13 protein-coding genes are annotated in these 15,834 nt (G+C 19.0%); 6 read left to right on the top strand and 7 right to left on the bottom strand.

From position 1 onward, the window contains the following. The first annotated feature begins 7 nt into the window (after positions 1 to 7). From serC to tpiA, 5 genes are all read left to right on the top strand, one after another. Positions 8 to 1,102, top strand: a complete 1,095-nt coding sequence (serC, locus tag RJT80_RS01095; protein ID WP_343187594.1) for a 3-phosphoserine/phosphohydroxythreonine transaminase — start codon at positions 8 to 10, stop codon at positions 1,100 to 1,102. A 53-nt stretch (positions 1,103 to 1,155) separates the two neighbouring features. Then, the gene (aroA, locus tag RJT80_RS01090) at positions 1,156 to 2,445 is read left to right on the top strand and encodes a 3-phosphoshikimate 1-carboxyvinyltransferase (RefSeq protein WP_343187593.1); all 1,290 of its coding nucleotides are present in this window, start codon (positions 1,156 to 1,158) and stop codon (positions 2,443 to 2,445) included. Between the two features lie 53 nt (positions 2,446 to 2,498). Beyond that, positions 2,499 to 3,200 (top strand): (d)CMP kinase, encoded by a 702-nt coding sequence (gene cmk, locus RJT80_RS01085; RefSeq protein WP_343187592.1) that lies wholly within the window; start codon positions 2,499 to 2,501, stop codon positions 3,198 to 3,200. 73 nt (positions 3,201 to 3,273) lie between these two features. Continuing rightward, positions 3,274 to 4,935 carry a 30S ribosomal protein S1 gene (rpsA, locus tag RJT80_RS01080; protein WP_343187591.1) on the top strand — a complete coding sequence of 554 codons (1,662 nt, stop codon included), beginning with the start codon at positions 3,274 to 3,276 and terminating at the stop codon, positions 4,933 to 4,935. Between the two features lie 132 nt (positions 4,936 to 5,067). After that, positions 5,068 to 5,832 carry a triose-phosphate isomerase gene (gene tpiA / locus RJT80_RS01075; RefSeq protein ID WP_343187590.1) on the top strand — a complete coding sequence of 255 codons (765 nt, stop codon included), beginning with the start codon at positions 5,068 to 5,070 and terminating at the stop codon, positions 5,830 to 5,832. A gap of 20 nt (positions 5,833 to 5,852) precedes the next feature. Here tpiA and pfkA read toward each other — a convergent pair whose 3' ends face one another. The 6 genes from pfkA to RJT80_RS01045 form a co-directional block, all read right to left on the bottom strand. Next, a complete protein-coding gene (gene pfkA, locus RJT80_RS01070; RefSeq protein ID WP_343187589.1) occupies positions 5,853 to 6,812 on the bottom strand; it encodes a 6-phosphofructokinase in 960 nt (319 codons plus the stop codon). Positions 6,813 to 6,914: 102 nt separating this feature from the next. Next, positions 6,915 to 7,604, bottom strand: a complete 690-nt coding sequence (gpmA, locus tag RJT80_RS01065) for a 2,3-diphosphoglycerate-dependent phosphoglycerate mutase (RefSeq protein ID WP_343187588.1) — start codon at positions 7,602 to 7,604, stop codon at positions 6,915 to 6,917. A 183-nt stretch (positions 7,605 to 7,787) separates the two neighbouring features. Then, positions 7,788 to 8,933 carry a 2-oxo acid dehydrogenase subunit E2 gene (locus tag RJT80_RS01060; RefSeq protein WP_343187587.1) on the bottom strand — a complete coding sequence of 382 codons (1,146 nt, stop codon included), beginning with the start codon at positions 8,931 to 8,933 and terminating at the stop codon, positions 7,788 to 7,790. 28 nt (positions 8,934 to 8,961) lie between these two features. Then, positions 8,962 to 11,703, bottom strand: a complete 2,742-nt coding sequence (locus RJT80_RS01055) for a 2-oxoglutarate dehydrogenase E1 component (protein ID WP_343187586.1) — start codon at positions 11,701 to 11,703, stop codon at positions 8,962 to 8,964. Positions 11,704 to 11,764: 61 nt separating this feature from the next. After that, a complete protein-coding gene (locus tag RJT80_RS01050) occupies positions 11,765 to 12,511 on the bottom strand; it encodes a Nif3-like dinuclear metal center hexameric protein (protein WP_343187585.1) in 747 nt (248 codons plus the stop codon). An 11-nt stretch (positions 12,512 to 12,522) separates the two neighbouring features. Further along, positions 12,523 to 13,941, bottom strand: a complete 1,419-nt coding sequence (locus tag RJT80_RS01045; RefSeq protein ID WP_343187584.1) for a cryptochrome/photolyase family protein — start codon at positions 13,939 to 13,941, stop codon at positions 12,523 to 12,525. A 176-nt stretch (positions 13,942 to 14,117) separates the two neighbouring features. On the opposite strand from RJT80_RS01045, the gene fldA reads away from it, so the two are divergent. Further along, complete coding sequence (gene fldA, locus RJT80_RS01040; protein WP_343187583.1) at positions 14,118 to 14,618, top strand: flavodoxin FldA; 501 nt, start codon at positions 14,118 to 14,120, stop codon at positions 14,616 to 14,618. Between the two features lie 114 nt (positions 14,619 to 14,732). On the opposite strand, the gene gap is transcribed toward fldA, so the two are convergent. After that, positions 14,733 to 15,728 (bottom strand): type I glyceraldehyde-3-phosphate dehydrogenase, encoded by a 996-nt coding sequence (gene gap / locus RJT80_RS01035; RefSeq protein WP_343187582.1) that lies wholly within the window; start codon positions 15,726 to 15,728, stop codon positions 14,733 to 14,735. Between the last annotated feature and the right edge of the window lie 106 nt (positions 15,729 to 15,834).

Below are 15,834 nucleotides of genomic sequence, written 5' to 3'. Positions count from 1 at the left end.
AAAAAATATGAATAAAATTTATAATTTTAGTTCTGGACCATCTATGTTACCAATTGAAGTTATGATTCAAGCAAAAAAAGAATTTTTTAATTGGAATAATATTGGATCATCAGTTTTAGAGATTAGTCATAGAAGTAAAGAATTTTTAAAACTTATTAAAAATTCAAAAAAAAATTTAAGAAATTTATTAAATATACCAAAAAATTATGAAATATTATTTTGTCATGGAGGAGCGAGAGGTCAATTTTCTTCAATTCCAATGAATTTGACAAAAAAAAAAGATATAGTTGATTATATTTATAGTGGTCATTGGTCTTATCAAGCTGCAAAAGAATCAAAAAAATATTGTAATACAAATATTATTAATGTTTCATATATAAAAAATAAAAAAAAATTTATTCTTCCTATGAAAAAATGGAAAATTCATAATAAATCAAAATATATTCATTATTGTCCAAATGAAACTATTGAAGGAATATCTATTAATGAAGAACCAAATTTTAAAAAAAAAAATGTAATTGGAGATTTTTCTTCAACATTACTTTCTAGAAAAATTAATATAAAAAAATATTCTTTAATTTATGCTAGTGCTCAAAAAAATATTGGAACATCTGGTATTACTATTATAATAATTAAAAAAAAATTAATAAAATCAAAAAATAAATATATTCCATCTATTTTAAATTATAAAATAATGTTAGAAAATAATTCAATTTATAATACACCAACAAATTTTTCTTGGTATTTATCAAATTTAGTATTTATATGGTTAAAAAAAATAGGAGGTTTAAAAGAAATAGAAAAAAGAAATATAGAAAAAGCAAAACTATTATATAAAAAAATTGATAATAGTGATTTTTATATTAATAATATAACAAAAAAAAATAGATCATGTATGAATGTTATTTTTCAATTAAAAAATTCAAAATTGAACAATTTATTTTTAAAAGAATCAAATTTAAATAATTTATATGCTTTAAATAATCATAAATTATTTGGTGGAATGAGAGCTTCTATATATAATGCTATGCCAATTGATGGAGTTAAATTATTAGTTAAATTTATGTCTTATTTTGAAAAAAAATATAAACATGAAAATTAATTATAAAATTTTTTTAAAATAAATTTATTAATAATATTAACAAATGGTTGATTATGAAAAATAAAAAAAAAATTATTATTAATTCTCCTATAAAAATTAAAGGAGAAATATTTCTTCCTGGATCTAAAAGTATTACAAATCGAGCTTTGTTATTATCTGCAATATCTAAAGGAAAAACTTGTTTAAAAAATATTTTATATAGTGATGATGTAAAGTATATGTTAAATGCTTTAAAATTATTAGGAATAAAATATATTCTTTCAAAAAACAATACTATATGTAATATATATGGTTCTGGATTAAAATTCCCAAAAAATAAAGATTTAACTTTATTTTTAGGAAATGCTGGAACAGCAGTTCGTTCTCTTTTATCAGTTTTATCAATAAAAAATAATAATATTATTATTACTGGTGATAAACGAATGAAAAAAAGACCAATTAAACATTTAGTTCAAGCTTTAATTCAAGGTCAATCAAAAATTACGTATCTTAAAAAAAAAAATTTTCTTCCAGTTCAAACTAATGGAAATTTTAAAGGTGGTAAAATATATTTAAATGGAAGTATATCTAGTCAATTTTTAACTGCTCTTTTAATTTCTTCTCCATTAGCTAAAAAAAATACTAAAATATTTATTATTGGAACATTAGTTTCTAAACCATATATAGATATTACTATAAAAATGATAAAATCTTTTGGAATAATTATAAAAAATGATAATTATAAAATTTTTTCTATTTTAGGAAACCAAATTTATAAGTCTCCAAAAAAATATTATATTGAAGGAGATGCATCTTCTGCTTCTTATTTTTTATCTGCTGCAGCAATAAAAGGAGGAACAGTTAAAATTAATGGAATTGGGAAAAATAGTATACAAGGAGATATACAATTTAGTTCTGTTTTAAAAAAAATGGGAGCAAAAATTTATTTAGGAAAAAAATATATTAAATGTACAAAAAATAAATTAAAAGGAATAGATATGGATATGAATCATATTCCTGATGCAGCGATGACAATTGCTATAACCGCATTATTTGCAAAAGGTAAAACTATTATTAGAAATATATATAATTGGAGAGTAAAAGAAACAGATCGTTTGCATGCTATGTCAACTGAATTAAAAAAAGTTGGAGCACAAATTAAAGAAGGAAAAGATTTTTTAATAATTAAACCACCAAAAAAATTTAATAAAGTAGAAATTAAAACTTATAATGATCATAGAATGGCAATGTGTTTTTCATTAGTGTGTTTATCTAAAAAATCCGTTACAATTTTAAATCCAAAATGTATAAATAAAACATTTCCAACTTTTTTTTCAGATTTTTTTTCTTTATGTAAATATTAAAAATAATTTTATAAAATTACATTTTTTTAAAATTTTAAAAAAAAGATATATAAATGAATAAAATAATTCCTGTAATAACTATTGATGGACCGAGTGGGGTAGGTAAAAGTACATTATCTTATGCTATTTCAAAAAAATTAAAATGGAACTTTTTAGAATCCGGATATCTATATAGAATTATTGCATTTTATATTATAAAATATAATATATCAATAAATGAAAAAAATATTATTCCTATTTTAAAAAATATAGTATTTAATTTTAAATATTATAATAATAAAATAAAAATAATTTTTGAAAAAAAAAATATATCAAACATATTATGTTCTGAAAAAATTTCTATTATATCTTCAAAAATTGCTATTTTTCCTTATATAAGAAAATGGTTATTAAATGAACAAAGAAAATTTAGAATTTTTCCAGGATTAGTTACTAATGGAAGAGATATGGGAACAGTTGTTTTTCCAGATGCAATATTGAAAATATTTTTAACTACAAATATTAAAGAACGAGCAAATAGACGTTTTTTAGAAATGAAATCTAAAGGACTTGATATTAATTTTAAAAAATTAATTATAACAATGAAAAAACGTGATAATAGAGATAAAAATAGAAGTGTATGTCCTTTAAAACCTGATAAAAATGCTATAATTATTGATTCAACAAATATGAATTTTAAAGATACTTTAAAATTTACTTTAAAATATATTTATAAAAAATTAAAAAAACAACCTATAACAAGGAAAAGTAAATAGGATTATTAAAAAACTTTTTAAACATTGATGTTAAAAAGTTTAAATGTTTTAAATAAAAAAAGTATAAAACAATATGAAAGAATCATTTTCACAATTATTTCAAGATTCATTAAAATCTACTCAAACAAAAATAGGATCTATTATTAAAGGAATTGTTCTTTCAATTAATAAAGAAAATATTTTAGTTGATTCTGGATTAAAATCAGAATCTTTAATACCAATTGAGCAATTTAAAAATTCAAAAGGAGTTATAGAAGTTAATATTGGAGATAAAGTAAAATTATCTCTTGATTCTGTAGAAAATGGATTTGGAGAAACGATATTATCACGTGAAAAAGCAAAAAGACATCAATCTTGGTTAATTTTAGAAAAAACTTATAAAAAATCTAAAAATATAGAAGGTATAATTAATGGAAAAGTAAAAGGTGGATTTACAGTTGAATTAAATGATATTCGTGCTTTTTTACCTGGTTCTTTAGTAGATATTAGACCAATTAGAGAAACATCTCATTTAGAAGGAAAAAAATTAATATTTAAAGTTATAAAATTAGATCAAAAAAGAAATAATGTAGTTGTATCTAGAAGAGCTGTTATTGAATCAGAAAACAGAGCTGAAAGAGAACAATTATTAAAAAACATAAAAGAAGGAATGGAAATTAAAGGAATTGTAAAAAATTTAACAGATTATGGTGCATTTATTGATTTAGGAGGTGTAGATGGTTTATTACATATTACTGATATGGCTTGGAAACGAGTAAAACATCCTAATGAAATAGTTAGTATTGGAGAAGAAATTTTAGTAAAAATACTAAAATTTGATAAAGATAAAACAAGAGTTTCATTGGGATTAAAACAATTAGGAGAGGATCCTTGGAATAATATTTCTATAAGATATCCAGAAAAATCTAAAATTAGTGGAAAAATTACTAATTTAACAGATTATGGATGTTTTGTAGAAATTGAAGAAGGAATAGAAGGATTAGTTCACATATCTGAAATGAATTGGACAAATAAAAATATTCATCCATCTAAAGTAGTAAAATTAAATGAAAAAATTGAAGTAATGATTTTAAATATTGATGAAGAACGCAGACGTATTTCATTAGGATTAAAACAATGTACTAAAAATCCATGGAAAGAATTTTCTAAAATTAATAAAAAAGGAGTAAAAGTTAAAGGAATAATTAAATCAATTACAGATTTTGGAATATTTATAGGATTAAAAGGAGGAATAGATGGATTAGTTCATTTATCTGATATAGATTGGGAAATTACTGGAGAACAAGCAGTAAAAAAATTTAAAAAAGGAGATAAAATTTCTGCAATAGTCTTACAAGTAGATTCAGAACGAGAAAGAATTTCTTTAAGTATTAAACATACTAAAAAAGATCCATTTAATTCATATATAAAAAAACATAAAAAAAATTCTATTGTTTTAGGTGTTTTAAAATCTTATAATTTAAAAGAAAAATTAACAATTTCTCTTAAAAATAATATTGTTGGAATTGTGAAGTGTTCAAAACTTAATAAAAAAGATATAGAAAAAAAAATAAAAGAATTAAAAAATAAAAAAATATTAGAATTTATTATACATAGTATAGATAGAAAAAAAAGAATTGTATATTTATCTTTTTTAAATAAAAAAAATAAAAACAATAAAAATTCTGATAATAATAAACAAAATTATTCTAATACCATGAGTAATGCTTTTACTGATGCAAAAAATTTTGAATAATTTTTTTTTAAAAAAATTTTATAAATAAAAATTTATAGTACGTAAAAGTCAAATACTATACTTTTAAATACTATAAATTAAATAATTTTTAAAAATATTGTTGTAATTTAACATTTATAAAAAGAGAAATTTATGAAAAAAATAATTATTATAGCTAATTGGAAATTAAATGGAAATAAAGCATTAGTAAATAAATTCTCAAAATATTTTACTTCTAATATTATAAAATATTTAAAAAATAATATAATTATAATGTCTCCTCCAGTAATATATATTGAACAAATGAAAAAATTAATCAATAATAAAAAAATATTTTTTGCATCTCAAAATATAGATTATCATGAAACTGGAGCATTTACTGGTGAATTATCTGCAAATATGATAAAAGAAATTGGTATAAAATATGTTATTTTAGGTCATTCTGAAAGACGAGAAAATCATAATGAAAATAATAAATTAATAGCAAAAAAATTTAATTCTATTAAAAAAAATAAAATAATTCCAATATTATGTATTGGAGAAACAAAAAAAGAAAAAAAATTAGGATTAACAGATAAAGTTTTAAAAAAACAAATTGATTCTATTTTTTTAAAATGTGGAAAATTAGCTTTTAATAATTCAATTATTGCATATGAACCAAGATGGTCTATTGGTAGTGGAAAAACAGCATCCCCAAATTTAATTAATAAAATTTTAAAAATTATAAAAAAATATATTTTAAAAAATAGTTTTCAAGATATTAAAGTATATATGCAATATGGAGGATCTGTTTCTTGTGATAATATAAAAAATATAATAAATCAAAAATATGTTGATGGAGTTTTAATTGGTTCAGGATCTTTAAATTTTAAAAATTTTAAAAAAATGATTAAAATATCTTCTAAATTAAAAATATAAATAAAGAATGATAATACATCTTAATATAAATTATTAGATACAAACATTAATTTTTTTTTAAATTTTTTTTTTTTAAATTTTAATAAATCATTAATATTATGACTAATAATTTTATTATTTTGTATTCCAATGCATTTTCCAAATTTGTTTTTTAATAAAAGTTGTATAGAATAAAAACCCATTCTGGAAGCTAAAATTCTATCAATAGCTACTGGAGAACCTCCTCTTTGAATATGACCTAAAATTGTAGCTCTAGTTTCTTTTTTTATTTTTAATTCAATATTTTTTGCTAATTTTTGAACATTACAAATTTTTTCTGTAATCGCAATAATTATATTTTTTTTTCCTTTTTTAATACTTTTTTTAATTTTATGTATTAGTTTTTTTTCATTATATAAAATTTCTGGAGTAATTATAAATTCACACCAACAAGCAAGAGAAGAAAATAAAGTTAAATCTCCACAATTTCTACCCATTATTTCAACAATTGAAATTCTTTGATGAGAAGAAGAAGTATCTCTTAATTTATCTATAGATTTAACAATTGTTTCTAATGCTGTATTATAACCAATAGTATAATCTGTTCCTAAAATATCGTTATCAATTGTTGCAGGAATACCAATACATGGAAAACCCATTTTATTTAATTTATTTGCTCCTATATATGTTCCATTTCCTCCTATAACTATTAATGCATCAATATTTCTATTTTTCATATTTTTAATTGCTATTTTTCTTTCTTTTTTTTGATTAAATTTTTTATATCTTGCAGTTCGTAAAATAGTTCCTCCTTGATTAATAATATTAGAAAAATTATTTTTTAACTTTATAATATTATCTTGACATAAACCTAAATAACCATCTAAAACTCCTAAAATTCTTATTTTATTTTTATAAGATGAGTGAATTATGCTTTGAATAGCAGCATTCATTCCTGGAGAATCTCCTCCACTAGTAAGAACTGCTATTTTTTTAATCATTTTTTTTTCCTTTATTTTACTTTTTTTTATTTATTTTTTATTTTATATAAATAATTGATAATTTTAAATATATATAAAAATTTAAAAAATATTGATCTATTTTTATAAAAAATAATATTTTATAGGATTAAATTTTTCATCAAATTTATATATTATAGGTTTTCCAGTTGGGATATCTAAATCTGGAACATCATGTTCATTAATATTATCTAAAAATTTAATTAATGCTCTTAAAGAATTTCCATGAGCTACAACAATTATTTTTTTATTTTGTTTCATTTGAGGTAAAATAATTTTATTCCAATACGGAAGAACTCTTTTTAAAGTACATTTTAAACTTTCTCCTAATGGAAATTTATTATTTTCCATAGAAGAATATCTAATATCATATCCAGATAAATGATCATTATATGATTTCATTTTAGGAGGAATTACACTAAAACTTCTTCTCCAATCTATAACTTTTTTTTTTCCATAAAATGGTATTACTTCTTCTTTATTAAATCCTTGTAATGAACCATAATGTCGTTCATTTAATCTCCATGTATTTTTTATTTTTATCCATGGTTGTTCTATTTGTTTTAATATAATCCATAAAGTATAAACGGCTCTTTTTAATACAGAAGTATAAGCTATATCAAATTTTATATTATTTTGTTTTAAAATTTTACCAGCTTGTTTTGCTTCTTTTTTTCCTTTTTTTGTTAAACAAACATCATTCCATCCAGTAAATTTATTAGATTCATTCCATTCACTTTCTCCGTGTCTTAAAAATATTACTTTATATGTCATAAATAATTTCCTTTTTTTTAAAGCAAAATTAAATAATTTTTTATTATACTAATATAATTCTTTTTAAAATCTATTGCAAAAAAATTATATTAGTAAAAATTTTATATTAAATATAAAATATTAAAATATTAATAAAAAAATATTATATTAAAATTTTATTTATTAAAATAATATATAAAAATATTATATATCTAAAGCTATATTCATAAAATTTTCTAAAGTATATTTTATTTTCATTAAAAACCCTACTGAATCTTTTCCATCTATTAATCGATGATCATATGAAAGAGAAATATACATCATTGGAGCTATTTTAATTTTATTTTTTTTAGTCGCAATTGGTCTATTTTTAATTGTATGAGTTCCTAATATTGCTGTTTGAGGAGAATTAATAATAGGAGTAGAAAATAAAGATCCAAAAACTCCTCCATTAGTAATAGTAAAAGTTCCATTATTTAAATCATTCATTGTAAGCTTTCCATTTTTACCTTGAATAGAATAAAAATTTATTTTTTTTTCAATATCAGCCATAGTCATTTGATCAACATTAAATAAAACTGGAGCAACTAATCCTCTATTTGTTGAAATAGCAATATTTATATTAAAACTATCATAAAAAATTATTTTATTTTTATTTATAGAAGTATTAATTTGAGGATATTCTTTTAATGCTAAATAAACAGATTTTACAAAAAAAGACATTAAACCAAGTTTAATTCCATGTTTTTTTTGAAATGAATCTCCAAAATTTTTTCTAATTTTTATTATTGAATCCATATTAACTTCATTAAATGTTGTTAATATAGCTGTTTCATTTTTTGATTTTACTAATTTTTCAGAAATTTTTTTACGAAAACTTGACATTTCAATAATTTTTTTTATTTTTAATTGATTATTTTTTAAACTAAAATTATTTTTTATATTTTTGTTATTTTCTATTTTAATAGATGGAGTATGTTTATTATTTTTTATTTTAATAGATTGAATATTTGTATTATTTTCTTTTTGATCAAGTATTTTTTTTTTTCTTCTTAAAGATGGAGATAAATTTTTATCATTTATATATTTTTTTTTAGAATATTTTATATTTTTTTGTATATAACATAATAAATCATTTGTTTTAACTAAATCTCCAGGATATTTATTAATTGAAATTAATTTTCCATTTTTTAATGTTGGAACTTCAATTATAATTTTATCTGTTTCCAAATCTACTAATACATCATCTTTTTGAATTATATCTCCAATTTTTTTATTCCATTTAATAATTTTTGCTTGATAAACTGATTCAGGAAGTTCGGGTACTAAAATTTTTATTTTTTTTTCCATTTTTTAATATCTCTTTTATTTAAAAAATTTATTTTTCAAATACTTTTTTAATAATTTCAAATTGATTAAATCGATGAACATAAACATTACCAGTAGAAGAAGATGGAGATGTTGATCTTCCAATATATTTTACTGAAATTTTTTTATATAAAATTTTTTCTAAACAATTTTTTATATACATCCATGAACCTTGATTTTGAGGTTCTTCTTGACACCAAATAACATTTTTTATATTTATATTATTATAATTAAAAATTTTTAATATTTCTTTTTTTGGAAAAGGATATAATTGCTCTATTCGAATTAATAATGAATTTTTTATATTAAATTTTATTTTATATTCAAATAATTCATAATATATTTTTCCTGAACATAAAATAATTTTATTTATTTTTTTATTTTTTAAAAGTTTTTCATTAAAAATTATTTTTTTAAAATTTGTTTTATATATTTCAGAAAATAAAGATTTAGATAATGGATTTCGTAATAAAGATTTTGGAGAAAAAATAATTAAAGGAGTGGTTCTTTTATTAAATACATGTTTACATAATAGATGAAAAATTTGAGATGCTGTAGTTGGTATACATAAATTTAAATTTTTTTTCGAACATAATTGTAAATATCTTTCAATTCTAGCAGAAGAATGTTCAGGTCCTTGACCTTCATGACCATGTGGTAAAAATAATACTATACCAGAAGTTTGATTCCATTTTTCTTGTCCAGAACTAATAAATTGATCAATAACAACTTGAGCTACATTTGAAAAATCTCCAAATTGAGCTTCCCATATAGTTAAAATATTTTTATTTCTTAAACTATATCCATATTCAAAAGCTAAAACTGCTTCTTCTGATAAAACAGAATTCCAAATAAAAAATTTTCCATTTTTAACATTTTTTAAAGGAGAATATTTTTTTTCATTTTTTTGATCATAAATGATAGCATGACGATGAAAAAAAGTTCCTCTAATTACATCTTCTCCTGAAATTCTACATGATATTCCATTTTTTAATAAATATGCATATGCTAAAGTTTCAGAAGCTCCCCAATCTAATTTTTTTTCTAAATTTATCATATTTATTCTATCAGAATAAATTTTTTTTACTAATGGATGAATATTTAAATTTTTAGGTAATGTGTTAACTTTTTTATATATTTTTTTTATTTCATTTTTTTTTATTTTTTTTTTATAAATATTTTTATTAATATATTTATTTTTTTTTATTGGAATTAACTTTAAAAAATTATAATTACCAGAAACAATAGATCCAGAATCAAGAATTTTTCTATAATTTGATATTATTTGTTTAATTTGATTTTCTGTAATAATTTTTTCATCAATTAATTTTTTTGAATAAATATTTTTTATAGTAGGATGATTTTTAATCATCTTATACATTAATGGTTGAGTAACAGTTGGGTCATCCGATTCATTATGTCCGTTTCTTCTATATCCTATTAAATCAATAAATACATCTTTTTTAAATTTTATTCTATATTTTATAGCCATTTGAATAGAAAAAATACATGCTTCAGGATCATCTGAGTTAACATGAAAAACAGGAGATTCAATCATTTTTGCAATATCAGTAGAATAATAACTAGATCTCATATTATTTATTTTAGATGTTGTAAATGCAATTTGATTATTTATAATAATATGTATCGATCCACCAACAGTATATCCTGGTGTTTGAGAAAGATTTAATGTCTCTTGAATAACACCTTGAGCAATAAAAGATGCATCTCCATGTATCATAATTGGTAAAACTTTATTAGTATCAAATGTATTTAAAGAATCTAAATAAGAACGAGAAATTCCCATTATAACTGGATTAATTATTTCTAAATGAGAAGGATTATATTCTAAATTTAATTTTCCAGTTCCATATTTAGTTATAATTTTTGAATAAAATCCAAGATGATATTTAACATCTCCATTATTTAAATTATTAAAATTTTTTCCATTAAATTCTTTAAATAATTTTTTTGATGATTTTCCTAAAACGTTTATTAAGACATTTAATCTTCCTCGATGAGCCATACCAATATAAAAATTTAAAATTTTTTTTTTAATAGAAAAATAAATAGTTTCATGTAACATAGGAATTAAAGAATCATTTCCTTCTAAAGAAAATCTTTTATAACCTGGATATTTTGAATTAATATATTTTTCAAATGTTTCTGAATAAATAATAGATTGAAGAATATTTTTTTTTTTTTTTATACAAAATTTTTTTTTAATCCATTTTTTTTCTATATAATTTTGAATCCATTTTTTTTCTTTTTTTAAACTTATATGAGAAAATTCAAAACCAATAGTATGACAATATTTTTTTTTAAGCCATTTTATAAATTTATTTATATTACAAAATGTTTTAATTGAATTTAAATTATCTTTTATTGAAATTTTTTTATTTATATCTTTGTTTAAAATATTAAAATAAGAATAATTTAACAATTTTTTTTTTTTTTTATAATTTTTTTTATTTAAAGGATTTATATTAGAATATTTATGACCTTTTTTTCTAAAAAAATTTAATATTTTATAAACTTTCTTAGAATTTAAAAAAAAAGAATTTTTTTTAAAATTTATTTGTTTTTTATTAATATTTTTATTTTGTTCAAAATTATCAAATTTTTTTTTCCAAAATAAATCAATAGAATTTCTATTTTTTAAATATTTTTGATATATATTTTCAAGATATTCTTGATTAATTGGATTTATCCAAGATTCGTTTATAATTTTATTATAATTTTTCTCTTTCATATGATTCTCTTTTTAAAATTTATAAAAAAATAAATATATTTTTTTAAAATAAATTAAAAATTTAAACTGGATTGTTAATATTAATAAATTTAACATTTAAATCTAAATAATTTGAGTTTAACCATTTACTTAATAATTTTATCCCACCTATTTCTGTTGCATGATGACCTGCAGAAAAAAAATGTATATTAGATTCTCTTGCATAATGTGTAGTTTCTTCAGATATTTCTCCTGTAATAAAACAATCAATTTTATGTTTAATTACTTGATGAATAAATTTTTGACCTTTTCCGCTACACCAAGCTACACTTGATATTTTTTTTTTTTTATCTCCAAAAATATATATTGGTTTCCGATTAAAAACAGAATAAATTATTTTATATAATTTTTTTCCATAAATATAATTTTTAAATTTACCCCACCATAAATAAGGATTTAACATTCCTTTTATATTAATTTTTAAAATTTTTCCTATATAAAAATTATTACTAATTGTAGAATGAGCATCTAAAGGCAAGTGCCAACTATATAAATTAATATTATTAGATAAAATAGTTTTTAAACGATTTTTATAAAATCCTTTAATATATTTTGGTTCATTATCCCAAAAATATCCATGATGAACTATAATAGCATCAGCTTTATATTTAATAGCTTTGTTTAATAATAATTGAGATGCAGTTACTCCTGTAATAATATTATTTACTTCTGAACAACCTTCAATTTGTAAACCATTATAAACACAATCATTAAATTTAAAAGAATTTAATTTTTTATTTATAATTTTTTCTAAAATAGTATTTTTCATAATTTTTAAATTTAAATTAATTTTTTTATAATTTTTTCAAATATTTTTTTATTTTTTTCATAATTTATAATAGGTTTTGGATATTTTGTGTATGGTTCATTTTTTTTTAACCATAAATATGGTTTATGTATATTTTTTATTGGAACATTTTTTAATTCTTTAACATATTTTTTTATGAATATTCCTTTATTATCAAATTTTTTTGATTGAATATATGGATTAAAAGTTCGAATGTATGATACTGAATCAGTTCCACATGATGATATCCATTGCCAATTTCCATTATTTATAGAAAAATCAGAATCAATTAAATTTAACATAAAATGTTTTTCACCAATTCTCCAATTAATTAATAAATTTTTTACTAAAAAATTTGAAACAATCATGCGCAATCGATTATTTAACCAACCTGTTTTTTTTAATTGTCTCATCCCAGCGTCTATAATTGGAACTCCTGTTAAACCTTTTTTCCATGCTTTAATTTTTAAATGATTATTTTTCCATTTTATTTTTTTTTCAAATGGTTTTAAAGATAAATTTTTAGATAGATTTTGATATGAAAACATTAAATGTTTAAAAAATTCTCTCCATAATAATTTATTTAATAAAATATATGAATTTTTATAATTATTTTTACTATATTTTAAAATATAATAAAAAAATTTTCTAACAGAAAAAACTCCTAAATTTAAATATATAGAAAATTCACTTGTATTATTTAAATATAAATAATCTTTTTTTTTATTATATAAAAAAAATTTATTTTTAAAAAAATAATTTATTTTTTTTATAATTAATTTATCTTTAAATGGAAATTTTGTTATATTAAATTTTTTAAATTTAAATCTAAAATTTATATTTTTTTTATTTAAAATTTTTAATTTTTTTCTAATTTTTGGTTGAGAAACACAAATTATTTTTTTATTTTTTAATATATTTAATATTTTTTTTTTAAAAAAATAAAATATTTTATATGAATTTCCTAAATTATTTTTAATTAAATTAGGAGAAACTAAAATATTATCATGAAAATTATATACTTTTATTTTATTATTTAATAAATTTATTTTTAATAAATCATCTCTTTTTTTTTCATTAAATTCATATTGAAAATTATAAAATACAGATGAAATTTTATATTTTTTACAAATTAATAAAATACATTTAATTGATTTATTAAAATCTTTTGCTTCTTTGTAAAGAAAATTAATATTTAAAGAAAAAAATTTTTTTTGTAAATATAATAATCTATTATAAATAAAATTAGCCTGTTTTCCAGACATAGAATGATTTTTCCATTGCTTTGGAGTAGAAATAAATAATACAATTATATCTTTTTTTTTTTTACAAGCATAATATAAAGCTTTATTATCATCTATTCTTAAATCATTTCTTAACCAAATTAAAGAAGTCATATTTAAATAATCCATATTTTTTTATTAAAAAATTATAAAAAATTTTATTTAAATTAATATCAATAAAATTTAAAAAAATAAACTATATATTTTTTAATATTTATATATTATTAATAATATTTAAAATTTTATATACTATTTTAAATATTTAAAGTTTTTTTTAATAAAAATTTAAAAAAGGAAAAAATAAAATGAAAAAAATTGGAATTTTTTTTGGAACTGATACAGGAAACACAGAAAAAGTATCTAAAATTATAAATGAATTAATAGGAAAACAATCTAATGTACATGATATATCCTCTTCTTGTAAAAATGATTTTTTAAAATATGATTTATATATTTTAGGAGTTTCAACATGGTATTATGGAGAAGTTCAATGTGATTGGGATGATTTTCTTCCAACTTTAAAAAAAATAAATTTTAAAACAAAAAAAGTTGCAATATTTGGATGCGGAGATCAAGAAGATTATGGAGAATATTTTTGTGATGCAATGAAAATTATATATGATATTGTATTAAAACAAGGAGCAAAAATAATTGGAGAATGGTCATCTAAAGGTTATAATTTTGATTCTTCTAAAGCATTAATAAATAAAAACAATTTTTTAGGATTAGTTATTGATGAAGATAGACAACCAAAATTAACACAAAAAAGAATAAAAAAATGGTTAAAAATTATTTTAAAAAAATAATATTTTTTATTAATTTTTTTACTATAATGAATAAAAAAATAAATAAATTAGGTATATATAATTACTATATACCTTATTTGAATTTTTTAATAATGTAATTTTTTTTAAAATAAATTATGAAGAAATTAATTTAACTAAATCTAATACTTTACTGGAATATCCTGTTTCATTATCATACCAAGAAATTAATTTTACAAAATTTTTATTTAAACATAATCCTGCAGAAGAATCAAAAATAGATGTTAATTCTGATCCATTAAAATCTGATGAAACAACATTATCTTTAGTATATCCTATTATTCCTTTCATTTTATTTTTTGAATACTCTTTAATTACTGAACAAATATCTTTATAATTAGAAGATTTTTTATATCTACAAGTTAAATCAATAACAGAAACATTAGGAGTTGGTATACGAAATGCTATTCCAGTAAGTTTATTATTAAGTTCAGGTAATACTTTTCCAACTGCAACTGCTGCTCCTGTAGAAGATGGAATAATATTTTGTAATGCTCCTCTTCCTCCTCTCCAATCTTTTAAAGAAACACCATCAACTGTTTTTTGTGTTGAAGTAGTAGAATGCACAGTAGTCATTAATCCTTCTATCATAAAAAATTCTTTATGTATAACTTTTACAAGTGGAGCTAAACAATTTGTTGTACAAGAAGCATTTGAAACAATTTTTTCTCCTTTATAAGAATTAAAATTTACTCCTTTAACAAACATTGGTGTATCATCTCTTGAAGGTCCTGTTATAACTACTTTTTTAGCTCCTGATAAAAGATGTTTTTTTGCTTCATTTGTTGTTAAAAATAATCCAGTTGATTCTATTACAACATCTACAGATAAATCTCTCCATTTTAAATTTTTTAAATTTTTTTCAGAAGTAATTCGAATATTTTTATTTTTTATTTCAATAGAATTTTTTTTAATTTTTATTTTTTCTAAAAATTTTCCATGTGTAGAATCATATTTTAACATATAACCTATATACTCTGGACTTAAAAGATCATTTATAGCTACTACTTCTATATCTTTTCTTTGTTGAGCTAAACGAAAAACCATTCTTCCGATTCTTCCAAAACCATTAATTCCTACTTTAATAGTCATACTTTTTTTCTCTTAATTATAATGAATGATTAAAATTTTTTATTATTAAATTAAAATATATAATATAATATATTTTTAATAAATTAATTTTAACATATATTTTTAT

It is taken from the genome of Buchnera aphidicola (Periphyllus koelreuteriae), assembly GCF_039360445.1.
In the GTDB taxonomy this organism is placed as follows: domain Bacteria; phylum Pseudomonadota; class Gammaproteobacteria; order Enterobacterales; family Enterobacteriaceae; genus Buchnera_J; species Buchnera_J aphidicola_BM.
The sequence above is the reverse complement of the archived record's forward strand: the minus strand, read 5'-3'. Positions and strand labels throughout refer to the sequence as shown.